This window comes from Flavilitoribacter nigricans DSM 23189 = NBRC 102662 (assembly GCF_002646595.1).
Taxonomy (GTDB): Bacteria; Bacteroidota; Bacteroidia; order Chitinophagales; family Saprospiraceae; genus Flavilitoribacter; species Flavilitoribacter nigricans.
The window spans coordinates 283,375-309,912 of record NZ_PDUD01000023.1 but is presented as its reverse complement, the minus strand read 5'-3'; the positions used below and the strand labels follow the sequence as shown (position 1 = coordinate 309,912).

The following is a 26,538-nucleotide window of genomic DNA, read 5'->3' as shown; positions in this document are numbered from 1 at the left end:
TAACAATTTCCAGGCGCTCGGCCTTAGTAAAGCGTTTTCGTAATTTTGCCATAATTCGATTTGTTGTTTAAAGATAGCAACTAACCGAATTCAACTGTCTAATATGATGAGGAATTCCAGGGCATTGCGTCACCCTTTCTCCCATTCACCAAGTCTTCTAGTCTCCCACTCTATTCATTTATAAAAGAACCACTCGCCTGATGACCGAACCCAGCGGCTGCAAAAAAGATCTCAAACATTCAGGGCTTTGATCTCTTTCTTGTAGCGACCGGGCAGGATGAGTTCCTTCAGCACCCAGTCGAGCTGTACCCGCCGGCTGAGTTTGTACAGGGAGATCAATGGATTTAGGAGCGAATACTTTCGCAGGCCCAGGAGGTTGCGTACTTCCGGCGGTACGACCAGGATCTGGGATTCCAGCAACAGCCGGTAGCGCATCTCTCCCAAATGTTTGCGGTACTGCGCGAACAGGTCCTTGGAATAGTCGCCGGCCTGCAGGTCCCGGTGCAGTTGCTCCTGCCGCATCTTTTCCCAGTCGGTCAGGTTTTGCGGCAATCCTCCGATGCCCATCCGGCTCCCTACCCGGTAAAAAACGTCGAATACCTCCTGTTTTTCGGCTGCCGTCAGCGGCCGCTCCAGTAATTCAAACGAGCGGATCGAATAATCGATCAACAGAAAAAGCACATGCCGGTAGGCCCATTCGGGGATCTCGGCCCCGCGCTTTTTTTCCACGCCCTGGTGGATCGCGGTGATGGTGTCTATCGCTTTCAGAGCGGCAGCCCGTTCCGCAAATACGATGGCGCGGGCGTAGGCTACCGTTGAAAACAGCCGGCCCAGTGGGTCCGATGGCAGGCGACCGGTAAAGTACAGCCAGTCTACCGCTTTACTCAGGGCAAACTCCGCGGCAGCTCCCGCAAAAATTACCAGGATAGTATCGCTCTTTCCCCAGATCTCGCGCACGATCGAGTGCTTATCCACAAAGTATTCCATGATCTTTTCCCGTTAAAACCTGTTTGATTCGCTTTTACTAATTCCAGTAGGTACCGTTCAGTCCCATTACTGAGCCCAGCCAGAATGCGATCAGGTAGCCCAGTAAACTCAGCACGATGACGGCTAGACGTGAACCGAGTCCACCGCCGGCCAGATACTGTTCCACAAAATGATGGAACACGCCAGCCATCGCTCCGGCCAAAGGTACGACGATCAGCGGTCGGATGCGCCAGAATTTACCCCAGGCGGGATTCGGTTCTCCGGCCGTCAGTAAAAAGGTACCGATCAGCACCAGGCCGATGGCGGCCCCCATGAGCATTTTTCGCTTCAGTGAAGCGGTCAGTACGGGCGATGTGGATGATTGTTCTTCGTAGGTCATGATGATTTGATTTTAAGTTAATATGCGGTTTTCAATTTCTGTCCCGCCGAAATGGCGACGGGTGCTTCCAAAGCAGTTTTAAGAAAAAGACAAAGAAGTCCTTTTATTAAAGTACTTTGAATTACAAAGTAAATTAAATTTCCGGCGCCATACAAGAGGCCGCCGGAAATTTTTTTTAATTCATCAGCTTATAATGGTCTAACCACTTCGTATCAGATGCAGCTCGCAAAAGCCCACGCGGCCCGGTAGATCCGGGCTTAGAAGACCATAATCCAGGCACTGAACTTCCACTGCAAAAAGGCCAACTACTAATTTTTTAGTAGAAACTCCTAAAAAATTAGGAATAGTCCTAAAAAATTAGTAGACTTGTAGTATAATTATTTCCACCATGAAAGAACTTACAAAAAGAGAAGAACAGATTATGGAAATAGTCTGGCGGCTGCAGGAAGCTTTTATCCGGGATATTGTCAATGAATTTCCGGAGCCGCAACCGCACTACAATACCGTAGCCACGATCGTCAAGATATTGGAGAAGAAGGGGGTACTGCAATCCGAAATGATCGGAAACAGCAACCAGTACCGGCCCACTCAGGATTTCGCAGCGTACCGCGAGGAATACCTGGAAAGCGTAAAAGAGAAGTTTTTTGACAATTCCCTACCCAAAATGCTCGCCCATTTTGCCAAAAAGGAAAAGTTGTCAGAATCGGAAAAAGAAGAACTGATCCGAATCATTAAATCCAAATGAACCGTTGCGGTCGGTAGGGACTGCTCTTTCTGAATCCTTAAAAGTTGTACTCGAAAAGTACACTTGATCTGATCTGCCGGGCATTCGGTAATTGGCCTTTTACCCGTTTGGGACCATCGATCGGGTAAGATCATGAGGTCTCAAAAGTCAAACGCGCTTGCTCTAAACAGAGGGCATGTTACGGTCAATTATCCAGTTACTCAACCACCGGGCAACGGTTACTTATCCAAAAAATCACCAGTCCATGATACACCTCTTAATTAAAGCCTCTCTCGTGCTGATCGTCTTGCTGGCCTTTTACAAGTTCTTTTTGGAAAAAGAAAGCTTTTTTGCGGCCAATCGCATTTACTTGCTGGGCTGCCTTCTGCTGGCGGCGGTCCTGCCCTTCCTTACCCTGCCCCAACTCGTAGAGCACCAGGGATTAGTAGGTACCCTGCTGGAGCCCAGGCCGGTAAGCCGCACGCTTTCCGCCGGCGAAACCCTACCGGCAACCGACCAGGTTATCAATTCGCCGGAAATCGAAACCAATACAACTTCAGAGGTCCCTAAAAACGCGAATACCGCCTCCGATCGGCCCGCTCAGACCACTCCGGCTGCCCCTACCCCACCCTTCACAAAAACCGGTATTGATCCGGTCAACGGCAACCGCCCGGCCCAACGGGGCGTCCTTTTCTGGCTGTTTTTAGTTTACTGTTTCGGAGCAGCGATCCTTACCCTAAAACTGCTGGCTCAGATCGCCTCTACCGGATGGAAGATCTACCGCAATGAGGACAAGATCGCCGATGAAGGCTATGTACTGGTGAATATGCCGGGAGAGATTGATCCCTGCTCTTTCTTCAAATACATTTTCATCAATCCGGCCGGTTATGATTTTGAAACTTACGAGCAGATCATCGCCCACGAGCAGATCCACGTTCGGCAATGGCATACGCTGGACCTGCTGCTGTCCGAAATAGCCGTGATCGTACTCTGGTTCAACCCCTTTGTCTGGGCCCTGCGTAAAGAAGTAGAGAAAAACATCGAATACCAGACCGATGAGATCATGCTCCGCAACCACCGGGCGGAGCGGGAGAGCTACCAGTTGAATCTCGTCAAAATAGCCAGCTACACCGAACCGCTGTCCATTACCACCAACTACAACCAGTCGCTGATCAAAAACAGGATCCTGCGCATGAATGCCAAGCGATCCAATGGCTACGGTTATCTGAAATATACCTTTGTAGCGCCCCTGCTGGTCGGACTTTCCCTGCTACTGAACGAACCCGCGCGGGGGAACGACCAGCTACCGACCGCTTTATCCGGGCCAACCGACGAACTGGCTACCGCCAGTCACCAATTAAAGATCGCTCAGTTCTCTTCCGATCAGGATACCCTGATCCTACAGACGAACAAACTTCCGGGCTACGGCTTGTTCCTGGGCGGTTTCGGCCAGTTGTATCTGGATACGCTCGCCGCAGATGATCCGCGCCGCGATTTGATCCCGGCGGACATGGACGACCTTCAGATCGGGGAAGAACTCGTTGATATAAAAGTATGGCACTATAATAGTCTGGTGCAGGACCAGCACGAATACCTCGGCGAATTTTTGGAAAAATGGTATCCGGAAAAGATCGACACGGCCAATTTACCATCGATCGATGATAACCGCGTCCAGGCGGTGGTTGGCAAAAAAGACGGGAAGCAGGTCTATATCGTGGATCAAAACAACAATCAGGATTTCCGGGACGATCCGGTGCGCTTACTGGAAAAGATAAAATGGCGGGCCATGGGGCCACCGGTCCCGGTCCGGTACCGGATCTATAACGGGGAAACGCTGACTCCGGATTCCAGTTGGGTCTATATCGGTACATTCAGAGATGACCGCCCCTGGGTTTCGGCGGCCCAACACCTCCGTTCCACCTTCTCGATTGATGACCAGACCTTTACCGTTCAGGTCTACAACAGCGGCTCTACGGCACGCTGGTGTTTCGAAGAGCCGGAGATCGCCATCACCGCCCAAAATGGTGTCCAGAAAGATACGCTGACGTTCGGGGACAAATTCGAACTTGGCGAGTACCTGAAATTCGGCCAACGCTACTACCAGTTTGCCGATATTGCCAACGACGGCCGAACCATCACCTTGGTCGGAGATCTCGATATCCGGGATAACTTCGGCACCCAGGTCGGATTTATTGCTCCGGATTTCGAAGCGGTTACCTCCGAAGGCGAAACCGTTGCCCTGCGGGATTACCGCGGCCGATATCTGCTGCTGGCCAATACGGACCGCTGTCAGCCGGGCACCAAAGATTTCATAGCCCTTTCGGAGCGGTACGGTGCAAAAATTGACATCCTCGGCATTGAATACTCCGCCGACGATCTGCAGCACAAACTGGATCATTACAAGCCCGAGGGCACCTTTATCGTCAGTAAGGAGAACCCCTCGATCCAGGAATTTTACAGGGATTTCCACTGTTCCGTTGTCTGCTATCTGATCGATCCCGGCGGGCGCATCATTGATCGCTTTAAGATCAATGAGTGGGAAACTTCGCTGGCCAAACACTTCCGCTAGGCGGGTCTATTTCTTCAGCTTAAAGTAGAATTTCTCCAATATTAATCACCGTATAGGGAACGGGCTGTCGGTTACTACGCACCGTAGTAACCCGGCCTGAGCTGTGTCCTTTATTAACCATTAAAATTGACCAATACGATGTATAAACTAACTTCCCTTTTAACCATGCTATCCTTCCTGCTGATCACCGTTGCTTCCGCACAGACGCAGGGAGATACCCTCTTCCTGCAAACCACTAAACACGCCGGCTACGGCTTATACGAAGGTGGCCACTGGAGCCGGCATTTGTACGACATCCCCGAGGGAGATGAGCTCAGACGGGTCATCCCCGAAGGCCTTTCGGACCTAAAGGTGGGTCGGGAAGACATAGACCTCAAAGTCTACCAGTACCAAAGACTGGTGGACGATCAGCCCGAATATTTACCGGAGTTCCTGACGATCAATTATCCCAGTCGGATCGACACCGCCAATCTGCCGTCCCCGGCCCAGAATACAGTGGAAATCATCCTCGGCCGGCGGGACGGTCAGGAAGTTTTCATCGTAGACGAAAATGGCAACCGGGATTATCGTGACGATGCGATCCGGCCGTTAATCGATATGCAGACCGCCATGGAAACCACCCAGCCCAGCAAGTGCCATTTTTCCATCTACAACGGCAATGCCATCGTCCGGGATTCGGGATGGATATACGTCGGACTGGGAAATGAGGAAAAGATCCGGGTCTCTGTAGCTCAGCATTTACAGGCATCATTGGAGATTGACGGCCAGGATTATACTCTGCAGGCCGTGAGTTGGATCCCCTCCATCGGCTTTTGTTTCGACAGCCCGAAGATCAGCATCACCGCCCAAAACGGGATCACTAAAGATTCTCTGCTGTTCAGTGATCAATTCGAACTGGGGGAATATCTGAAATTGGGTAAAGATTATTACCAATTCGCCGGTATGGCCAATGACGGCAGTGCCATCACCCTGATCCGGGAAGAGGATGTCAGCGATAAGATCGGTACCCAGCCCGGTTTTATCGCTCCGGAATTCAGCGCAGTTACCACCGCCGGTGATTCCATTGAGCTGGCGGACTATCGCGCCCAGTACCTGTTGCTGGTGAATATTACGGCCTGCTGGTCCGAAAAAATGAGCTACGAACACTATAAAGAGCTATGGGAAGATCACCACGAAAAGATAGCTATGGTAGCCATTGACGAATCACCAAATGCCCTCGCGGTAAACATCCAGGATCTAGATCTTGCCGGAAAGTTCGTTATCGGTAAAGAGCATCCATCGGTTAAGCGGAATTACCGGGAGGATTTTTGCTCCCGGGTTTGCTTTTTGATCGATCCCAGCGGACAAATTGTCGACCGGTTTGAAATCGGCGATTGGCGGCAGGCATTGGCTACCCATTTTGAATGATTGGAGTTTGGAAGTTGGGAGCTTTGGACGTTCAGATCTTTACGTTGGGTCCGGTAAATAGATTAGGAAAACGGGCATTCCAGATGAATACCTGGCCAGGGCTACGCCCTTAGAGATAAAACCCGTTACTGAACTACAAATGTCTTCCCAGCTACGCCGCTGATATGGATAAGGGCATAACCCTGTAATATTTGTAGCTGCATTGATAAAAGCAAAAGAGCAGACTACCGGAGCCGGATACTCAACTCAACGCGGGTACCCAGCGGATCCCCTTCCGGAGAAACCAGGTCGATCACCCGCACGGAGGTCTCGATGTTGTAGGCTTTATTAATGATATCGATCCGTTCCTGGGTAATGTTCATACCCATGGAAGTTTTTTTGTGTCTCCTGGATCGGAGTTCGGCGGACTTTTTGCGACCGACGCCATTATCCTCAATGGCGCACAGCAAAAAGCCGTCGACTTTTTTCAGGTCAATGGTAATATTGCCGCTACCGGTTTTGTGCCGCAGACCGTGCCAGATCGCGTTTTCCACGTAGGGCTGCATGAGCATGGGCGGAATATCGATATCGTCGGGATCCAGGTCTTTGTCCACATTGATCTCGTAGGTAAACCGCTCCCGGAGTCGAAGGTTTTCCATATCCATGTACAGCGAAAGCGCTTCCAGCTCGTCGCTGACCGATACGTAGTTGGAGCGTGAATTTTGCAGAATAAGCCGGATGAGGCGCGAGAAGTCATTGAGGTATTCCGAAGCCTTTACCGTTTCGTTTCTGATGATGTAACTTTCAATGGAGTTCAGGCAGTTGAAGATAAAGTGTGGGTTCATCTGCGAACGCAGGGCCGTGAGTTCCACGCGCGCCAGTTTATTTTCGAAGGCGGACCGCACCCGTTCCGTGTTCCGCACCTGACGCAGGCGGTACTGGTAGAAAGAATACACGCCGCCCAGGATCAGCAGCAACACCAGGGCCCGGAACCAGAGCTGTTGCCACCAGGGCGTAGCGACGGACAGATCGATCCGCAGGGGATCTTCATTCCAGATGCCGTCCCGGTTGGCCGCCTTTACCAGAAAGGTGTAATTGCCACCGTCTACATTAGTATAGGCCGCGTAGGAGCGCTGACCGGAATAGATCCACTCCTCGTCCACCCCGTCCAGTTTGTACTGGTACTGATGGTGATCCGAGTTGGTAAAGCCGATAGACGAAAACTCGAAGGAGAAATAGTTCTCCCAGTAGTTCAGGTCGATCCGGTGGGTCACGAAAAGACTGGAATCCGACTGCCAGGGGTTGTTGTAAACATTAAAGGCAGTGAGGTAAGGCTCCGGCAGTTCCTGACTGATCCGGAGATCGGCCGGATCGAAGATGCTCATCCCCTTCCGGAAGCCCACCATGATCTCTCCGGTTGAAAGCAGTTCCACCTGGTTGACACTGGGTACCGCCAGCTCCTCGTCCAGCCATTGCAATCCGTCGAGATCATTGTAGATCTCAACGCTTCTGCGGTCGGGGTGGATCTTCAGCATCCCGGAAGGACTGATCGTCCACAGGTTGTTATCCCGGTCTACCGCCAGTTTGGAAACGCCCAGCGAAGCCTTCTGATTCCCTTTCAGGATGCGTACGGTATCCGTGGGGTTATCCTGAGCGAAAGAATATTTCTTGTAGATACCTTTTTCCGGTTCTTTCGGATTGATCGCCCCCAGGATGCCTTCCTCTTCATCGGTCACCCAGAGGATCCCATCCTGGCCTTCCACAAAATCCTTGGTTGCCCGAAATGTGTTCTCGGGATTCTCTTCCGCGAGCAGAAAGTGAAAAGCGTCTTCCCGGTAGGAATAATAGGCCATCCCGTAACATACCGGCATCCAGATATTCTGCTCCTGATCCTCGTAAAAGGACCAGCGAAAGCGGGGCTGGCGGCAGGATGGCAGCCACTCAGCCAGAGCGGTAACTTCCCAGGTGCGGGTATCGATCTTGACCACCCCGTTTTCCAATCCGCCCAGCCAGACGTACCCCTTGCTGTCCAGGAAGAGATTCAGCCAGCTCTCTTCGGCGGGTAGCTGCTCATTGACCGGGTGGAGCACCATCGACCGGCCATCTTCGGAAAGGGTATACAATCCTTTCCTTTCCAGAATGAGCAGTTGTCCGTCATCCAGAAGAGCCAGATCACTTCCGTAGAACAGCCGACCGGAATAACCTTCCGGAATGGGAATATGCAGCCACTCTTTGGTATTCCGGTCGAAACGGTACATGCCGTTGCCCGAACTCACATTGAGATAAATGACCTCCCGTTCCGGGTCTTCCAGCAGGCGCTGGGTGATGAAGGGAGACGAAGCTCCCGTTTTTTCGTAAATGTAATTGGAGAACTGGGTGGTGGCCGGATCGTAAATTTTAATACCCGCAGCACCGGCTGACCAGATACGGCCCTGCTGGTCGATCAGGTCCATGTCGTAAGCCCTTTTCTCGGAGGGATCGTCCCGCCAGGGGTAGGACACGGAGTGGTCCTTTGTACGCAATACGGCAATGCCGTTATTGCAACTGATCCAGAGTTCCTCCGGTGATTTCTGAAAGATCCGTCCGAAACGCCATCCTTCCAGGGGAGCTATTTTATGGACGATCTCTTTGGCCTGCGGATCATAGACATTGATCTGCCCCGATTCATCCCGGATGTACAGCAATCCGCCGGGGTGGGAATGGATCTGCTGAATATCGGAAAATGAGGGATGATTATAATCAAAAGTCGTTTTTTGCCGGTGAAAGGAGAACATCCGTTCGTTGGTACCCACCCAGATCAATTCGTCGTTCAGGGCATCCTGTTCGATGGCCCGGATGGATTCCGTGCCGCCGTCCTCATTGGGTTCGGGAGCGTACTGGATGAACTCATCCTTTTCGGTATCCAGCCGGCTCAATACGTTCGAGCGAAAACTTGCCCACAGATTGCTTTGTCGATCTACGAACAGTCTGGAAACGTAGTTGGAAGGCAGGGAAGTCGAATCCTGGTCATCGTGAGTATAGGTGCGGAAACGTCCGGTGGACGGTATAAAGGCGTTCAGTCCGCCGAAAGTTCCGATCCATACTTCTCCGTTATTCGGGTCGGCGGCCAGGCTGATCACCGAATTGTGGGTAAGCGAAAGAGAATCTCCCGGCTGGTGGCGATACACGATGATCCGCTTGCCGTCGAAACGAGAAACGCCGTCGTAACTGCCGATCCAGATAAATCCGTTGGCATCCTGGACCAGGCCCCGCAGGTAATGATTGGGCAGTCCGTCCTCTACGCGAATGATCCGGCTGGGATGTTCCAGATCGTACTGGGCAAAGGCCGGCTGCTGGAACACAGCAATAAGCAGAACAACAAGGCAAATGAATACTTCTTTTTTCATCGAAAATCTGGCCGGATTTTGGTGTACCAATTAAAGCCCTCTGTATTCTTCTGTGAAGTGCGATCGAATAAACAGAAGGGAAGATACAGAAAAGGGGACAAAACAAAAGCTTTCCGGGGATTTTTCGGAGGACCCGGCAAGCGGGGCGGGGCCGCACCGGGATGGGTTGTTGCCTTCGAGATAAAGACGGGGAAGGAAGGCCGAAAGAGAGGGTAAAGGAACCAATTGGGGTCGCAAACCGGAACGCGATCCGGCCGAATACCAACAGTGCCTTTACCCTCGATCCCCCGATTTCCGCCCGGGGACTACGGCTTTTCGCTAGTTTGCGCTCGTCGGCCAGGTAAGCTGATGGAAGGGCATGACGTATTCGGCCGGCTTACCGGTCATTTTACCTTCGAGATCAAACGTGCGTACGGTGGCGGCGATCGCTCCGTCCCGGACGTCGAATTCCAGCAGCACGGCCTTATCGGGATATACGATCCTGGCCCGGGAAATGTGATCTTTGCTTTTCAGGGTGTAATCCCGGTTGTAGGGAGCCGGTGCGGCGGAGACATACTGGTAATTGCAGTTGATCTGAAAAACCTCCGGCTTGGTCTCGGGCGATACCCGGGAATGGTACACAATGAACGTCTCATCGGGAAAAAAGCGGAAATAGGCATTTACGTTGCCCTGATCACTACCGAGCAGGGAGGTCGGCAGGTGGTAAACACCGTCGGTTCGCAATTCACCGGCTGCTTCCGGTAGTTTGTACTTTTCCCCCAGGGTCTGGGCTCCTAGGTTGAGGCAAAGCAATGCCAGTCCAATGGTCATTACAAATGACATTTTCATAATCATAGGTTGTACTTTTTAAAAAATGGCCTTCGAATAGGGATGAAGGCTGCGTGTTTATCCTTTTAAGAACGCAGGGGACGTTTGAAAATTTTAATCCATGCAAATAGAAGGCCGGATCGGCTGCTCCGGCGGGCATTTTCCGCGGCCGGATATTCCCATACCCCTCAGGTCGATAATGGTGCTTTACACTCCCATTTTTGCTATTCTATTCAAAGTGTTAACAAAGTCCGGAAGCGCGCCAATAGCTTATATTAAACAATTAACAATTCGACATTTGCAAAAAAGATGCTTGCTCAAAAATCAATCATTAAATCATTTAATTATTTGATTATCAAATCAATATAAATTACGTTATAAATAACTTAACCTAGGTTAAATATCCCTTAAAAGCCATTTATTACCAGAAAATTACCGTATTTAGAAGTGTAATTCATCTACGAAATTAGGAACATAGGATATGAAACGAATAATTATCAGCAGCTTGTGCACGCTCATTTTTTGCACAGCTTTCGCCCAATACCGGACCGAACGGACCGGTTACGAAGGAGATCATTTCAGTCTGGAAGGAGCGCTGGACCTGTTTAAGGAATCTTCCTCCCTGCGGGATTTTGAAAGGAGGATCAACACGGAAAAATACTGGGTCAACAACCTCGACCTGGACTACGACGGCCGGATCGATTACGTCCGGGTAGAACACCGGCAGCAGGGCAATTTCCACGCCATCATTCTCCAGGCGCTGGTCGGCCGGTACGACGTGCAGGACGTAGCCGTGATCGAACTGGAGATCATCCGCCGGGGAGAAGCACTGCTCCAGATCATCGGTGATGAAGATCTGTACGGCGAGGAGGTTTACGTGGAACCGGTAGAAGGCTATTCCGACAGCAGAAGAGGTTATGATTCGGACTACGGCGAATACGTCAATGTCTATTACTGGAGACCGGTACAGTACATTCTGGGCCGTGGATACAGCGCCTACGTATCGCCTTACCGCTACCAATACTACCCCACCTGGTGGGCTCCCCGTTTACAGATCAGCTGGAACATCTTTCGCCCCCGCATCGTGGTGTATAACCGGTATTACCATATTGTGCGCCGCCACCGGGTGATCCGGGTCCACAATTTTTACCGTCCCTACCGGTCCTACTGCGGGATCGTGGTCAATCGGGCCAATGACGTGCGGGTAAGGCAGGGACGCGCTCCGATCTACCGCCCGGAGCCGCCGAGAAATCAGGACCGGGGCTATGACAGCTCCCGGGGAAGGACCAATACGGCAGACCGCTCGGAAGTAGTGACCAGACCGAGGCCCAATACGTCTTCGATCAGCCGGAATGGAACCCGGACGGACGCCAACCGGGGAGATATCACCCGGAGCAGTCCGCGCACCCAAACGGATGTGGATCGCAGTTCTACCGGGCGTTCGGAGATCTCCCGTTCCAGTATACCGCGGGAGAGCGCACCGTCCCTGAGCCGGAAAAGGAGTCAGGCAGACGCTGCGGGCAGCAATACGACGCGCAGCCAGACGCGAAGCAGTCGCAGTTCCGTCGAGCGTTCGGAGCCATCCCGTTCTACCATGCGTTCCAGCACGCCGAGCCGCAGTCCGGCTGCGAGCCGGAGTTCGACGCCTTCCTATAAGCGGGAGCCGAGTAAAAGTCGTACCCAGCCTACTACCCCCAGCCGGAGCCAGAGTACGCCGCAGATGAACCGAAGTAGTAGCCGCAGCGAAATTAATCGTTCGGGATCTTCCTCGCGTTCATCGAGCAGTTCCCGGTCCAGCACACGCTCCAGTACGCCTACCCGCAAACCTTCGGTAAACCGGAGCAGTTCGGGTTCCAAATCTTCGTCCACCCGAAGTACTGCCCCCCAGCAACGGAGTACAAAGAAGGTGACGAAAAGCCGGACGCGGAGTGGTGGGGAGTAGGTATACATGACGCGAAGCTGTTTGCCCCCCCAAACCACTTTGGTCAGTATAGATCGCCTCGGTGTTGCTTTCCCCGGGAATCGTGCCACCATGATTCCCGGGGATCTATAAGCTCACATGTAATATCCTGTTAGTCTGCCCGTTTACCTATCGCTTTCTCGTGGCGATGACCCGCATTCCCATATTCCAGGTTCCGGTGTGTTTATCCAGCTTTTCCTGCTTCCACTCGAAACCGTCCTTGCTGATGTTGTAATAAGTGCTTCGGAGTTCCGCCCCGGATTGATGGGTATAATTGAGCATCACCTTGTCCTGATTGGATGTGCCTTCGGCAAATTCCAGCCGTTTTTCATAATTGTCGATCGTTACCTGTTTCCATCTTTTGGCAGCTTCGTCGAAGATGCGCAGACCTACGAACTGAAAGGGTTCCCCGCCCGTTTGGTCCAGTTTAAAGGCATCCTGGATCACGTAGCCGTCCAACACGTAAAAGATATTCCAGCTGCCCGGCCGGCTGCTGACCACCGCTCCGGAAGGTCCGACCCGCTCCATTTTGATGTCCCACTCGCCAATCAGCTTGTCCCAATCCAATGTAGCTTCCGCCGCATTTTCGTTAGGACCGATAGCCAGTAGATCCAATTGATGCAGCGGCGCCTGGGCGCTGGAGAAGATGGCCGTAAAAAAGGAGAAAATCAGTGTCGTGATCAATACCATACGTTTCATAACAGAAAATTTTTAGTGGATGAATACCTCCAAATTATTGGCGTTACCGGCTACATTCAAATTTAAAGATCGAACCGCAGGATTTCTGGTCATGAATACGGTCCAATGCGGAATGAGCGGATTTCGGGTTTGATCCGTGGGTACTGATGGCGCAATTATTTGCATTCATGACCAGAATACCCGCAATTGGGGCCTTTTTTGGCGCGCTGCAGAGGAAAGTTATGTATTTTACCTGAATAGATTCAGCCCCAAACCTGTTTCTATACCTGACGCGAAGTAGAGTACATTTTTAAGCAGACCTAAATGCGGTATAGGATGAGCTACCATCTGTACGCCCTTATTCCGGGAGTTCTTTTTATCCTGTTGCTATCCGCTCCACCGGCCCTGGCCCAGTATCCGGAATTGGTAAGGCTGGAAAAGCTTTTGCGGGAGAGCGCTCCGCAGAGTGAGGAATGCTATAATCTGACGATGGAATTAAGTGAGTTCCTGGCAATTTCTCCCGTACCGCTGGAAGAATACGAGCGTCTACCTGATTTTGTGACCTTCGCCGAAGAGTCTCTCGCCTGGGCGACCGAAAACGGCAGCCCCACCCAGCGGGCCCGGATGCAGCGCTTTCTCGTGGATTGCTATTTTTATACCGGGCAGAATACCAATTTCCTTAAACTCGCCGGAGAGATGGTAGCCGCCAACTCGTTCGCCAACCAGGAAGACAAGATCCAGGTCTACCGTCATCTGGCGCCCATTTATCTGGATATCGGATACATTGAGAAGTTCATCGAACTGACCGAAGAGCTGTCCCGGATCCGGAGGGATCTGGATGAACCACAGGCTTATCTCGTCAATGAACACAGTCATATCGCCCAGGCTTATTTCCGCTTGAAGGATTACAAAAGGGCACGTCTGCACTACCAGGAAGCTTTGAAGGTGGTGGAAAATGGAGCAAACCTGCTCGCTGTCGCCAGTATGTCCAATAATGTCGGCCGGACCTACGCCAAAGCCGGCAGGCCGGACAGTGCCGCTGTTTATTTCGGGCGGGCAATCGATATTCTGCAAGCCGGCGGCACCCACGAATCGGGCTTCGGATCAACAGCCTATACCCAACACCTGATCAACCGGATCGAAGCGAATCTGGCCATGCTGGACCTCGACGCCGGCCATTACGATACCGCCATCAGGGCTGTAGAAAAAGAGCTCGCTTCCGGCAAGGACCTCACAGAACGCGAAACGGTCATTGAAGCCTGCCATAAGCTGGGGTCCTTGCATTACCAGAAGATGAATTACGAGCGGGCGCTCCGGTATCTGGACCAGGCAGCGCGGGAGATCCGGCCACAGAATGAGAACCGCTGGTTACTGGAGAACTGGGAGGTGAGGTATAAGATCCTGCTGGCTTCCGGCCAGCAGGCGGCCGGAGAGCAGCTGAATAAAAAAATGACGGCCCTGCGGGATTCCATTTCCTCGGCCGCTCGTGATAATAGCGCAATGGTGGCCAGCATCGCCTACGAAACGGAGAAGAAGGAAAAGGCTCTGCAGGAACAACGCAACTTACTGGTCCGGCAGGACCACGAGATCACCCGCCGAAAACAGCAACAGCAGACCTTCCTGGTGGGCCTTGCCGGCATGGGTATTTTATTGATGGTCACCTACTCTTTTCTGCAAAAGGTCCGGAAACAAAAAACTAAAATTGAGCAGCAAAAACAGCAACTCGATAAATCCCTGCGGGAAAAGGAAACCCTGCTGAAAGAGATCCACCACCGGGTTAAGAACAACCTCCAGGTCGTATCGAGCATACTGGCGCGGCAGGGACAGAATTCCGAAGATATCCGGGTAAAAAAATACATGGAAGAAGGACAGAACCGCATCAAGTCCATGGCCATGATCCACCAGCAATTGTATCAGACCCAAGATTTTGAGCACATCAATCTGGCCCAGTATACGCGTTTGTTGCTGGTTAATATTTCCGATTATTACAAACTGGAAGAACAGGATATCGATATCAACATTCAGGTGGCCGAACTGCCCCTTGAGGTGGATGTGGCGATTCCGTACGGCCTCATTTTAAACGAATTGGTCAGCAACAGCTATAAATACGGCTTTGCCGGCAGAGATCACGGTACCCTGACCGTGGCGGTCAATCAGGTCAGTGAGAACCTGTTCCGCCTGAGCGTTTCCGATGATGGGAACGGCCTGCCGGAGGACATGGAACGCCGCTCCGAAAAATCGCTCGGGCTCAATCTGGTCAAAGGCATTGCCTGGCAATTGCGCGGTAAGCTGAGTTATTACAGCAACCAGCCCGGCAGTACCTTTGAGGTCACTTTCGTAAACGATCTAAAACAGGTGGCATGACCGAAAAAATGAACATACTGATCGTGGAGGACGAATTCCTGACGGCGGATACCATCCGGAACTACCTGCTGGAATTGGGGTATGGGGTCACCGGTATGGCCAGAGACGCGGAGGAAGCCCTGTCCATCCTGGAGGCAACCGAAACGGATATGGCCATTCTGGATCTGAACATTCAGGGTTCCCGGGATGGTATCTGGCTGGCCGGCATGATCAAAGAGACTTACAATATCCCCTTCATCTTTCTGACTGCCTACAGTGACGAACGCACCGTGAAAAGCGCGGTGGAGACCCGCCCTTTCGGCTATCTGGTCAAACCCTTCACCAAAATGGATATCTATACCACCCTGGAGGTGGCCCGGCAGAATTATACGCAGATCGTCCAGCAGGGAGAATTGAAACTCGGCACCGGGGTGCAGGATAAGCCGCTCCCCATGGACGAATACCTGTTCGTGAAGGAGAAAAATGTGTACAGTAAGATCCGGGTGAGGGATATCGCCTATGTGAAATCGGAATTGAAATACATCGAACTGTACGTGGAAAAGAAACGCCACGTCATTCGCTACAGCCTTGCGGAATTTATCGACCTGATGCCCGCGGAGCACTTTATTCAGGTGCACCGCTCCTACGTGGTGAATAAAAATTACGTCGATCACATTGGGATCAACTACATTCTGGTGGCCGGCACGGAGATCCCCATGAGCTCCAAACGCAAGGAGGAAGTGCTCAACCGCTTTAATTTTTTGTGAACGGGGCGATGCTGCGTGAGTTCTTTCCCTTTTGCCAAATCTTTTGGTGCCAGATCCCGCTTAACAGTAGACTTTATTGGAGTTAAAGAAGCATATACACCTGGCTTGCGCTGTATTAGAAAATGCCATCCCCGGTCAGTCGTACATCAGTTTGCTTGCACCTTAAACTACACTACTCCTCTTCGACCCAATCCTGGTATTGTGCCAATTCCTGTTGCAATTTTTTCAGATCCAGCGGTTTGACGAAATGTTTTCTGAATCCGCTGGCTTTGGACTGTGCAAAATCAGTTTTGTTTCCCCAACCCGATTGCGAAAAGAAGACGGTATTTACTGCCTCCGGAAATTTTGCCAGCGCCTGGCGCAACTCGTAGCCGTTCATATCATTCATCCCAATATCGAGCAGGGCGAAGTCCGGCTTAAAACCGGGAAAGATCGCTATGGCCTGCCGGCCATTCTGGGCAGTTTGCGTTTCGTAGCCCATCGTCTGGAGCAGCATTTCGTACATCTGAATGATATCCGGATTATCGTCCACTATCAGGATCTTCTTTTTTACTGATCGTTTATAGGAGGAAGAATCACTTTCCGGCCGGCCGGTTTCGCTTTTTTGCAGTCGCGGCAGAATAACTTCAAATTCGCTACCCTTATCCAATCCCCCACTCCGGGCCACGACACTTCCGTCGTGTAACTCTACCAGCTTTTTTACCAGCGCCAGACCGATCCCTAAACCACCGTTACTATGGGGGCCATGTTCTTCTACCTGCGTAAACATATTGAAGATACGTTGTAACTTATGCGGCGGTATACCGAGGCCATTATCGATGATCTTCACGGAGATGTCCGATTTACGCTTTTCTACGGCAATCGAGATCTCTCCCCCGTTTTCCGTGTATTTTGCGGCATTGTTCAAAAGGTTGGAAAAAACCTGGGACAAACGCGTAGGATCTCCCCGGACCCACAGGGGTTCTTCCGGCATATGGATCACGGATTCGTGTTGTTTACTTGTCAGCGCATTTTCACTAATTTCCAGCGCACTGCCGATCGTTTCCTGGATCATTACCGGCTGCAGGTCAAGTTTGATCTTACCTTTATTCACCCGGGAGATATCCATCAGGTCATCGATCAGCTTAGTGAGATTCTTGACCTGCCGCCTGATGGTACTATTGACTGTATTGCGTATATTCTCATCGTCATTTCTTTCGAGGATATCTATGCCGGTTTTGATGGGGGTGAGTGGATTCCTCAATTCGTGGGCAAGCGTGGCCAGAAACTCATTCCGGTGACGATCCTGTTCCTCCAATGCGAGCAGATCCTGTCGCATTTTTTCCTGCACCTCCAGTACATAGGCCAGAAAGACGCGGTTAAACCGAATAGCCATATCAATATCGATCTCCGTAAACTTCTTACTTTGTCCGGTGATCTTTTTTACATGAATATCAAAGGATGCGCGCGGCGTAAGTTTTTCCCGTTTCGTACTTGCGTCCGACCTTTCATTCGGCAAACCTACCCACTTTTGTTCCCGCTTGTGTTCTTTCCGGAACCACGCGGTGAAGTAATTGCGCTGACCCAGTAAGGGGATTAGTAAGATGCCGACGATACCGTTCAGCAAACTTTCCTCGGATACCTTGTCCACCAGTTGATCCGTGACGTAGTACCGGTTCTTTTCCGTATCCAGAGCATCGTAGAATTCCTGAACAACGGAAATCTCCGGGACGGTGCCGATCGATACCGTCTTTCCTTCGGAGAAAAACACAAATCCTTCCGAATCCATTATTTTCAGGATGTCCTCTTCGTGTTCCGAAAATATATCTACGATCGGATTATTGGCGGACACTTTATCCAGCATTGTTCTGATGGCGTCTTCCGTTCTGTTTCTTTGGTTCAGATGCAGTTCTTCCTCTTTGGCGTAAAGGTGCCAACTGAAAAGCTGGGAAAGGTTCTCGCACTGCAATCGCACATCCTGAGGGATATAAGTAGGTTTGCGGCAATGACAGGAAATGAGGCCCCAAAGGTTGTCATGGGTAACCAGCGACATAGAAAAGGATGCGCACAGGCCCTGGTTGCGAATGTACTGCCGGTGGATGGGCGACATGGTCCTCAGCAGGGAGTGCGTCAGGTCCAGCTTCGGGCGGCCGCTCTCTTCGACAGCCGGTAACAAGCGGGCCGGTTTCAAATTGACATCGGGCGTCAGGCGAATCCAGTTCTTTTTGTATAATTCACGAGCCTGCGCCGGAATATCGGAAGCCGGATAGTTTACTCCGAGGTAAGATTCTATTTCGTCGACTTTGGCTTCGGCAATGACCACTCCCGAAGCATCATCGTTAAATCTATAAAGCACTACGCGTTCCATACCGGTGATGTACCGGATCGTTTCGACCATCCGCTCCGCCATATCGGCTAAGCTTTCAAATTGCTGAAACCTCGGAGCGGTCCTGGTGGCATACATCTTGACGTAATGCTCTGCACTGTAAACTTCCCGAAATTTGGTGGCGGGCTCCAGTTCAATCACAATGTGGCCACTACTGTAGTAGATCACCGCCAGGAAATCACTACCCATATCGGGAATCACATACTCTTCTTTGAATTTAATGCGAATGGGAAGTCGTGTCTCTTTTTCCTTTGCCCGGTCAAATGTTTCCAGGATAAATTCCCGGTCTACCTCACCCTCATCGAGCAGATCGAAAAAGTTCCAGCCGATGAGTTCCTCTTCTATCGGCAATAAAGAAAGTACATTTTCACTGATGATGGCGATATTCTGTTCCTGCTCATTCATCGCAAAAAAATAGCCGTAGCTCTGTACACTTTCCGGCGTATGGATGGGTTCGTCTTCACAATGATCGAAATCCAGCCGATCGATATCTAACTCCATGTAACCAACAATTATCTATAGGAAGGGCATAAAGTAAACCCTTTTTTAACAACTAACAAAATTCTCCCGGACACCGGTCACGCTTCCTCCTAACCGGAGTGTGAATACCGGGGCCGTTAACACGGGCAGAATATGACTGACGGAAATTGGGTTTTACAATAAAACGAAGTATAAAACATTTAGTCCTGATCTTTTGCATCTGCGCCGTCAGTTGTACGGCCCAGGAAAGCAAAAACGGTATCCCGGAAGTGGTCCTGCGTACCTTTGAGCAGAAATATCCGAAGGAAAACAGCCCCGAATGGGAGGTGGACGCCAACGGAAATTTTGAGGCCCACTTCAAAAAAGACGGCGAAAAGTACCGCGCGGACTTCACCCCGGCCGGCCAGTGGATCGAAACGGAAAACAGCATCAAGTACGACGACCTGCCGGAAGCGGTCCAGGATGCCATTAAGATGAGTTCGATAAAAATGATATTACCGAAACTGAACGTATAGAACATTCCGGTAAAGGCTTGTTCTACGACGTAGAATTTAAACAAAAGGGCAAAATAAAGACGTCGAATACAATGCAGCGGGAACCATCATCGGGGTTCCGGCTAATGGTGCCGTACTCTTTCATCCATACACAACTCATTTCGCCGACGGAACGGCCGGTAGTCTACGGCTGGTCCTCTACCCGTCCATCGACCATCCCGCAGCGTGGTGGCCGGATTAACCGATGCCGCCCGGATCCCCTTTCCCCCGATGGTCAGGGCACTGACCAGGAATAATATCGCCATGCCAGGGTGTAACTAAAATCAGTTCAACTCCACTCGGTATTACATCAATAAAACGTGTACAAATTGTTTTACTTAAAATGAGGCGGTATTTCCCGGAGTGATTTGATATCTTGGATCTTGGGCATGCTGATCCCGATAGGGAGATCATTCCCATTTATAGGTATCGACCGGTTTTCACTTACTCATCCACACACTACTGCCTCTCTGACAGGCTTAAAAGAGCAGATATGATTTCCCCTCAAAATCATGCTTTTACTTCTTTGATCAATAATATTTGAAGGTTGAAACGCGGTTTCGCCAACCCAAACATTACATAACTACTTTGATGAAATCAGCTTTTTATTTTGCCTGCTTATTGCTCCTTGTTTCCCAAACATCATTGGCCCAGGATGACGAATTTAAGAAACTGCCCATTGATTCGGCGCTGGTCTGGTTAAACGCTCAACACGTGGAAAATCCGGATGGATTTCACGAGCGGGCCTTGTCCACACTGGCGGAAGCCTACCAACTCAATGACGATCAACTCCTGGGAGAAGCTCACCTCCTACTGTTTCGCTGGCACGCCTATCATGTGCTATTCAATATGGATTCGGTCATTTACCACGGCGAAAAGGCGGTTACACAGTTTAAAATTACTAACGACCGGGCCAATCTGGCGGCGGTAAGCGCAGAATTAGCGTATGAATACCAGGACGAAAATGATCTGGAGCGCTGTGAAGAACTGATCTTTAATGCGATCGCCATTTATGAAGATCTCGGAGATGATCGGGGCCTGGGCGCAGCCTACCATAAATTATCGAGGATCTTCCGGTCGCAGAAAGAGCCGGAATCGGCGATCAAGTATGCGCTGGCATCACTGGAAGCTTCCAGGAAATCGGAGGATCATCAGACCACGGCGCTGGCCTGGTCGGTACTGATCTTAGCTTACCGCGACGTCGGAGAACTGGATAAAGCCATCGAGGCGGGCAACAACTGTATCGAGATCCTGAAAAATTTCGTTCCGGAAGATCCATTCACCCTGGCCAGAGCCTACGGTTATCGCGGTGATGCCTGGGCCGCTCTGGGAAATTATCAAAAATCCCTGGAAGACAACCAGCAGTCTTATGCCATAGTTGAGGCGGAGATAGGGGCAGAACGACCAGCCGCCCAAACCTACCGCCAGGGCATCGGGCATGCCTACTTTTTACAGGGCAATTACGAAGCGGCGCTATCTCATTTGCAAGCTTCCATCGAAGGATACGAAAAACTCGGTCAGAGTCGTCATCCGGCCATGCAGGGAGAATACCGGGAAATTGCAGACTGCTACTATCAGCTGGGTGATTATCAAAAGGCATTTTTAAACCAAAGAATAGCCCATGAGATATTTGATACCTTAATGCAGAACCGTATTGCCAACCTGGAGTCCGAAGGCCTCCTGAAATACGAATCCGGCAAGAAAGATCAGGCCCTGGAAGAACAGGCCACGATCATTGATCAAAAGAACTACATTCAGTCCATGGGCATCGGTCTGATCGGTCTGCTGCTGCTTTTCCTGAGTACGCTTTTCTATTATTTCCGGCGCAACAAGAAAATTGCCGGCGCCTTAATGGTTAAGAACCAGGAAAATGAACTGCTGCTCAAAGAGATCCACCACCGGGTAAAAAACAATCTGCAAACGATCTCCAGTCTGCTGAGCCTGCAGTCGGAAAGCATCAGTGATCAAAGCGCCCTTGACGCCGTACAGGAGAGTAAAAACCGGGTGGCGTCCATGGCCCTCATCCACCAGAAACTGTACCAGGGGGAGAATCTGGCCGCCATTGAGATGCGGGACTATTTTAAGACTATCGGCAAGGCCATCAAAGACAGCTTTGGGAAAAAGGCGGAAAACGTAGCGCTGGAAGTGGATATGTCCGAAATTGAACTGGACGTAGACACCGCCATACCGGTCGGCCTCATCACCAACGAGCTGATCACCAACTCCCTGAAACACGCCTTTCCCAATAAGCAAAACGGTAAAATATTAATTACTTTGAGCCAGGAAAAAAACGGTTTGCTTAAATTGCACATTGCAGATAACGGAGACGCATCCGCAAATGGACCGGAGGTCAAACAGGAATCGGGTTTTGGCAGTCTGTTGATCCAACTACTCACCACCCAACTGGGCGGTACCTTGAAAAAATCCAGTGAATCCGGCACTTCAACGATGATCCAGTTTCCTTTACAGGAAAAATCAGCGGCTTAAGAACAGCGCAACATGATGGAAGACACTACTGCAAAAATCCTGATGGTGGAAGATGATATGATCATTGCCGCCGATATTTCCATGCAACTGACCAAGCTCGGATATACGGTTACCGGTATCCATACCCGGGGCGAAGATGCCCTGCGCACCATCGAACAGAATCGTCCGGATATCATCCTGATGGATATTGTCTTATCCGGAAAAATGAATGGCATTGAGACCGCTGAGATCGTTTTGGAGCAATTCCAGGTCCCGGTGATCTTTCTGACCTCCAACTCGGATGATGCCACCTTCCAGCAGGCCATCCGAGCCAAACCCTACGCGTTCATTTCCAAACCTTTTCAAAGATCTGATCTGGAGCGCACCCTCAGCCTGGTCCTGCAGCGGATCGCGGTAGAACAAGAAGCGGAGCCGGCGGACGATGGCTCCGAAGATCACGTATCCGCTATGGACGACCGGCTTTTTATTCGTCATAAAAACCAACTGGTCAAGGTTTTACTCGTAGATATCCTGTACGCCGAAGCGGACCGCAACTACTGTAAAATTCATACCGAAAAGCAAACCTATCTCCTGTCCGTACCGCTCCGGAATATTGAAGCTCAGTTACCGGCCAGTATATTCATCCGGGTGCACCGATCCTATGTGGTCAATCTGGAAAAGATCGATGCCATCAGTGAATACCACGAATACCTCACTATTCATTCCCACCAGGTACCCATTGCCAGACGGTCCAAAGAAGAAGTGGCCAAACGCCTCAAGATGATCTGACTGCGACAAACCGAATTCAACGGTCCAATACGGTGAGGAATTCCAATGCTCACCAAGTCTCCCCCTCCCCAAGTCCCCCGGTCACCCCATCTCCCGATCCCGCCCATCTCCCATTCGGACACTAAATCCTACCACCCGGAAGTCCGGTCTGTTGCTTCCTCCACTTCCCCTTACATTGCCACTGTTTCCATATACGCCCCTTCACCCACCACCAGCAAATACAATCGCCATGTATACCATCCAAGCACCGAAAGTACTCATCCTGGAAAGTCAGTTGATCATCGCCGCGGACCTGTCCTTGCAAATTGCCAGGCTGGGCTACGAAGTCATGGGAATCCATGCGCGCTCGGAAGATGCCCTGAAAACCATTGCCGGCAACCGCCCCGATATCGTTTTGATGAATATCAATCTGCCGGGAATGGAAGAGCGCATCAGGACCGCCGGGGTCATTTGGCAGGGCTACCGCATACCGGTAGTTTTTCTTTCGGCCTATACCGGCCGCGAGTTATGCCCGCACTTTATCCAGCATTTCCCCTGTGCTTTTATTAGCAAACCCTTTAAGATCAGGGACCTGCAAAGCGGCCTGGAGGCCGTTCTTGGCCGCTTGGCGACTAACCACAACCCCCAGTAAAGATCGTAGCGGAGATCTACCAAAACCGTCCGGCTCCTGATCTCTACCGTTCGGACCAGGATCCTTACCCTTCGGACAATGGCTCTAAATACCGTTTAGTCCGGGCCTACCTTTAGACCATCATCTAAATAACCTTAAACTACAAGACTATGAAAAGGATACTGTTAGCGATGGTTGGGATCTTATTACTCGCAGCGTGTGAGAAAGAATCCGCGGTGTCGGTAACCGATACCGATCTGGAAGTTAGAGGATCAACGAAACTGAAGGTATTACATAACACCGGATCCGAAAGCAATCCCTGGGAAGTCATCGAGGTGGCCGATGTAGCTTACCAGAATGCCCATTTGGACCATGGCGACAAGATCGTGGGAGATACTCATGCAGGCGGGATCATTTTTTATTTAACCGATACGCCAACCGACCTGAACGGTGACGGGAAACCGGACCTGGGACTGGTAGCGGCCAATCGTGATTTCCCCATAAGTGGTGCTCCTGGTACGTATGCCTGGGGATGTTATGGAATACCGATAAGCGGAGCGGATGGAACAGCCATCGGGACTGGAGCGCAAAATACACAGGATATTCTGGCCGCGTGCACTGGAGCAAATACCGCAGCCCATTTGGCAGATGCCTACTCCGGAGCAGGATACGATGATTGGTTCCTGCCGTCACAAGATGAACTCGATTTGATGTACCAAAAGCTTCATTTGAATGGCGTTGGAGATTTTACCGGTACAAGCTATTGGAGCTCTTCGGAGGCTTACACCGGCACCTATGGCGACGTATGGTACCACCGTTTCAGCACTGGCTATCAAGGCGTTGCCGGTAGGACCTCCCCTCTGTGGGTTCGTGCAGTTCGGGCTTTTTAACCCCCAGTTATCGAAGAAAATTTTAGCGCCGCAGTACTCGCGTGGAGTGAAAACCCGGGCCAAGCTGCCGATCCTGGGTGATCAGCAAAAATGTCTATAAATGGAAACGTCTGTGGACATTTTTGCTTTAAATAGGACGGAAGCCCTCTGGGACTTATTCGATAATGAGATCCATCGGATGGAATTCGGTTGTTACGCTTAGTGCAACAAATGAAGGAGGGATCCTAGAAAACGTTGAATTTCCCATCTCCTGCCCCCATAGTATATACGCCTGTCGGAAGGCCACCAAATCTTAATTACCGCTCGGACGCTGATCCCCACCGTTCGGACAGTTGCTCTGAATAAGCTTTCAGCCGCCCCTACCTTTAAAGCATCAGCCGTTCATTCCTTGCGAAAGCTTTACCACCTCCTGCTTATCGCAAAGCGACAGGTATAATTTTCGGTGTCCAGTCCCGGTATGAGATCGGGATTGGTGACCTCCCTGTTGCCTGGCCAAGACCTAAGGACATTGGCTGGCAACGGTTTTTTTCCTAGTATAAAAAAATTATGATCATGAAAATGGTAACCAACATTTTTCAGACTTCCCTGCTCACTTGCTTCCTCATTTTGGCCGTTGGCCAGGTAGCACAGGCAAACTTCAACGGGGATCCCCGCCCCTACCCCGGTACGAACGTGGACATGGGCGGCTACAAATACCAAAGCATGCTGCCATCACTAACCATCACCTGCCCCGCCAACCTCACCGCCGATGTGGATGCGGGCGTCTGCTGCGCCGCGCTGTCCATCGCTGCTCCAACGGTGTCGGGAGATGCCGCCCCCTTTACTTTCACCAATGATTACAACGGGACCAATGACGCCAGCGGTATTTATTTCCCAGGAGAGACCATCGTCACCTGGACAGCTACCGACGGCTTGGGCAACACCGTCAGCTGTGCACATACGGTGACTGTGGAAGACAACGAAGCACCAGTGCTCGGTTACACCGATGAAGCCTGCTATGCTGAATACGAGCTCTGTTTGGATGAACAGGAGGCTTATACCGCCCAGCGGTTGGCGGAGCTTGAAATATTTATTGCCAATTGCAACGGCGATCCCGCATGCCTGCAAGTGGCTGCCAGTGAAGCTGCAAAAATTGATGAGGAAGCCCGTAAGTTAATGACCAGATGCCTGTTCATCCTCAACGCCTGTGAGGTCATTCCAGCCGGGAACAACCAGTTGCCGGACATCGTGGTGGATGCACCCGCTGGAAGTTGCGAAATCGAACTAAACCCCGGCCCGGTTGTCATGGAAAATTGCGCAACCTTCACCCTCACCAATGATTTCAATAGCAACGGTACGGGAGAGGGAACTTACCCGATCGGCACCACCGTCGTCAGCTGGACGGCCGTGGACCAGTACGGCAACACCAGTACCGTTTCCCGCAGTATCACTGTGAATGGCGGGGGCGATGCTGATTGTGATGGTGTCCCAGATAATTGTGATATCTGCCCCGAGGGTGACGACTCCGTAGACAACAATGGGGACGGCATTCCGGATTGCAGTCAGTTGCTTGATTATAAGGATTACAGTACTGATTGGAAATGCAGCAACAACAAACTATACATCACCCATGCTGATGAGGACGGCGTCTATAGCACGCTTTGCCTTAATAAAAATGCTTTACCAGACCATTTATCCCATGGCGATTGGGCCGGCCCGTATCAGTCTTGCCGGCAGAACGCGGCGGCACCTGTGAATGGCGGGAATGGCACTCAGCTGGATGCCATCCAGGCGGAATTAACCATTTTCCCCAACCCGGCCCGCCATGAAGTCAAGATCCAGTTCGGCCGGCAGACACCGGCCGCCACCCTCCGTATTATGGATGTGCTCGGAAGGGTGGTTTACGAAAAAGAATTGAGCGAAGGTGTTGATCGAATAAGCATTGACCTGAACAATAGTCCATTTGAAAACGGCACTTATCTCGTATCTCTTTTTGAAGCGGGAGAAATAAGAACCAAGTCATTCGTGGTTCAGCGGTAATGGCTTGAACAAAACTACCTTTTAACAGCAACCGCTCAATTCGCAAGCGCTAGGAATATCATGCGAATCAGGAGTTAAAAGTCCCGTAGAGACGAGATAAAGGTAGCCTGTCCAATAATTTGCGAGGTTCAGCGTGCCGTAGGTACGCAATATGGTTTTACATGGCGTACCTACGGCACGCTAAGCCGGGAAATGGTCATTTTGCTACCTACATTTTGTGCTAAAAGGCACATTGATTCCAAGTTTAATTCCTGATTCGCATATATCATCCGTATTTCGAACGAGCATGGAACGCAGGCGCAATTAGTAGCTATCATAAATAATAAAAACTAAAAAATCTCTGCTGTTTGAGTTTAGCTTTTTGAGATGAAAAGGGGAAGATTGAGGTTCTGCCTAGATT

General features: G+C 50.9%; 19 protein-coding genes. 12 read left to right on the top strand and 7 right to left on the bottom strand.

Features of this window, described 5'->3' with window-relative positions; translation table 11 throughout:
• Positions 1 to 231: 231 nt before the first annotated feature.
• Both CRP01_RS19170 and CRP01_RS19165 read right to left on the bottom strand, forming a co-directional pair.
• Complete coding sequence (locus CRP01_RS19170; RefSeq protein WP_099151696.1) at positions 232 to 987, bottom strand: oxygenase MpaB family protein; 756 nt, start codon at positions 985 to 987, stop codon at positions 232 to 234.
• 37 nt (positions 988 to 1,024) lie between these two features.
• The gene (locus CRP01_RS19165) at positions 1,025 to 1,366 is read right to left on the bottom strand and encodes a potassium transporter KefB (protein ID WP_099151695.1); all 342 of its coding nucleotides are present in this window, start codon (positions 1,364 to 1,366) and stop codon (positions 1,025 to 1,027) included.
• Positions 1,367 to 1,754: 388 nt separating this feature from the next.
• Between CRP01_RS19165 and CRP01_RS19160 the strand changes: the two genes are divergently transcribed.
• The 3 genes from CRP01_RS19160 to CRP01_RS19150 all read left to right on the top strand — a co-directional run bounded on the left by CRP01_RS19160 (position 1,755) and on the right by CRP01_RS19150 (position 6,066).
• Positions 1,755 to 2,111, top strand: coding sequence for a BlaI/MecI/CopY family transcriptional regulator (locus tag CRP01_RS19160; RefSeq protein WP_099151694.1), 357 nt, complete (start codon positions 1,755 to 1,757; stop codon positions 2,109 to 2,111).
• A gap of 244 nt (positions 2,112 to 2,355) precedes the next feature.
• Positions 2,356 to 4,659 carry a M56 family metallopeptidase gene (locus CRP01_RS19155; protein WP_170110446.1) on the top strand — a complete coding sequence of 768 codons (2,304 nt, stop codon included), beginning with the start codon at positions 2,356 to 2,358 and terminating at the stop codon, positions 4,657 to 4,659.
• 138 nt (positions 4,660 to 4,797) lie between these two features.
• Positions 4,798 to 6,066 carry a peroxiredoxin family protein gene (locus CRP01_RS19150; protein WP_099151692.1) on the top strand — a complete coding sequence of 423 codons (1,269 nt, stop codon included), beginning with the start codon at positions 4,798 to 4,800 and terminating at the stop codon, positions 6,064 to 6,066.
• 224 nt (positions 6,067 to 6,290) lie between these two features.
• Here the strand turns inward: CRP01_RS19150 and CRP01_RS19145 are convergent, their stop codons facing one another.
• Positions 6,291 to 9,431 (bottom strand): sensor histidine kinase, encoded by a 3,141-nt coding sequence (locus CRP01_RS19145; protein ID WP_099151691.1) that lies wholly within the window; start codon positions 9,429 to 9,431, stop codon positions 6,291 to 6,293.
• Positions 9,432 to 9,749: 318 nt separating this feature from the next.
• Positions 9,750 to 10,259: a hypothetical protein gene (locus CRP01_RS19135; RefSeq protein WP_143473446.1), complete on the bottom strand. Its 510-nt coding sequence runs from the start codon at positions 10,257 to 10,259 to the stop codon at positions 9,750 to 9,752.
• A gap of 460 nt (positions 10,260 to 10,719) precedes the next feature.
• Here CRP01_RS19135 and CRP01_RS19130 point away from each other — a divergent pair, with 460 nt between their 5' ends.
• Positions 10,720 to 12,180, top strand: a complete 1,461-nt coding sequence (locus tag CRP01_RS19130) for a hypothetical protein (protein ID WP_143473445.1) — start codon at positions 10,720 to 10,722, stop codon at positions 12,178 to 12,180.
• A gap of 147 nt (positions 12,181 to 12,327) precedes the next feature.
• On the opposite strand, the gene CRP01_RS19125 is transcribed toward CRP01_RS19130, so the two are convergent.
• Positions 12,328 to 12,897 carry a DUF1579 family protein gene (locus CRP01_RS19125; protein WP_099151687.1) on the bottom strand — a complete coding sequence of 190 codons (570 nt, stop codon included), beginning with the start codon at positions 12,895 to 12,897 and terminating at the stop codon, positions 12,328 to 12,330.
• 315 nt (positions 12,898 to 13,212) lie between these two features.
• On the opposite strand from CRP01_RS19125, the gene CRP01_RS19120 reads away from it, so the two are divergent.
• Together CRP01_RS19120 and CRP01_RS19115 are read left to right on the top strand one after the other, a co-directional pair.
• Positions 13,213 to 15,240, top strand: a complete 2,028-nt coding sequence (locus tag CRP01_RS19120; protein ID WP_170110445.1) for a histidine kinase dimerization/phosphoacceptor domain -containing protein — start codon at positions 13,213 to 13,215, stop codon at positions 15,238 to 15,240.
• A complete protein-coding gene (locus CRP01_RS19115) occupies positions 15,237 to 15,986 on the top strand; it encodes a LytR/AlgR family response regulator transcription factor (RefSeq protein ID WP_099151685.1) in 750 nt (249 codons plus the stop codon). Before CRP01_RS19120 ends, CRP01_RS19115 begins: the two co-directional genes overlap by 4 nt.
• Positions 15,987 to 16,158: 172 nt before the next feature.
• On the opposite strand, the gene CRP01_RS19110 is transcribed toward CRP01_RS19115, so the two are convergent.
• On the bottom strand, positions 16,159 to 18,852 hold the full coding sequence (locus CRP01_RS19110) for an ATP-binding protein (RefSeq protein ID WP_099151684.1): 2,694 nt from the start codon (positions 18,850 to 18,852) through the stop codon (positions 16,159 to 16,161).
• Positions 18,853 to 18,998: 146 nt separating this feature from the next.
• On the opposite strand from CRP01_RS19110, the gene CRP01_RS42845 reads away from it, so the two are divergent.
• Positions 18,999 to 19,346 carry a PepSY-like domain-containing protein gene (locus CRP01_RS42845; RefSeq protein ID WP_222845773.1) on the top strand — a complete coding sequence of 116 codons (348 nt, stop codon included), beginning with the start codon at positions 18,999 to 19,001 and terminating at the stop codon, positions 19,344 to 19,346.
• A gap of 101 nt (positions 19,347 to 19,447) precedes the next feature.
• Here CRP01_RS42845 and CRP01_RS42840 read toward each other — a convergent pair whose 3' ends face one another.
• The gene (locus tag CRP01_RS42840) at positions 19,448 to 19,630 is read right to left on the bottom strand and encodes a hypothetical protein (protein ID WP_222845772.1); all 183 of its coding nucleotides are present in this window, start codon (positions 19,628 to 19,630) and stop codon (positions 19,448 to 19,450) included.
• Between the two features lie 325 nt (positions 19,631 to 19,955).
• Here CRP01_RS42840 and CRP01_RS19100 point away from each other — a divergent pair, with 325 nt between their 5' ends.
• The 5 genes from CRP01_RS19100 (at position 19,956) to CRP01_RS19080 (ending at position 26,138) form a co-directional block, all read left to right on the top strand.
• Positions 19,956 to 21,851 (top strand): histidine kinase dimerization/phosphoacceptor domain -containing protein, encoded by a 1,896-nt coding sequence (locus CRP01_RS19100; protein WP_099151683.1) that lies wholly within the window; start codon positions 19,956 to 19,958, stop codon positions 21,849 to 21,851.
• Between the two features lie 12 nt (positions 21,852 to 21,863).
• Positions 21,864 to 22,619 (top strand): LytR/AlgR family response regulator transcription factor, encoded by a 756-nt coding sequence (locus tag CRP01_RS19095; protein WP_233752710.1) that lies wholly within the window; start codon positions 21,864 to 21,866, stop codon positions 22,617 to 22,619.
• A gap of 229 nt (positions 22,620 to 22,848) precedes the next feature.
• On the top strand, positions 22,849 to 23,250 hold the full coding sequence (locus CRP01_RS19090; protein ID WP_099151682.1) for a response regulator: 402 nt from the start codon (positions 22,849 to 22,851) through the stop codon (positions 23,248 to 23,250).
• Positions 23,251 to 23,399: 149 nt separating this feature from the next.
• The gene (locus tag CRP01_RS19085; RefSeq protein ID WP_099151681.1) at positions 23,400 to 24,119 is read left to right on the top strand and encodes an Lcl domain-containing protein; all 720 of its coding nucleotides are present in this window, start codon (positions 23,400 to 23,402) and stop codon (positions 24,117 to 24,119) included.
• Between the two features lie 552 nt (positions 24,120 to 24,671).
• Complete coding sequence (locus tag CRP01_RS19080; protein ID WP_170110444.1) at positions 24,672 to 26,138, top strand: T9SS type A sorting domain-containing protein; 1,467 nt, start codon at positions 24,672 to 24,674, stop codon at positions 26,136 to 26,138.
• The last annotated feature ends 400 nt before the right edge of the window (positions 26,139 to 26,538 follow it).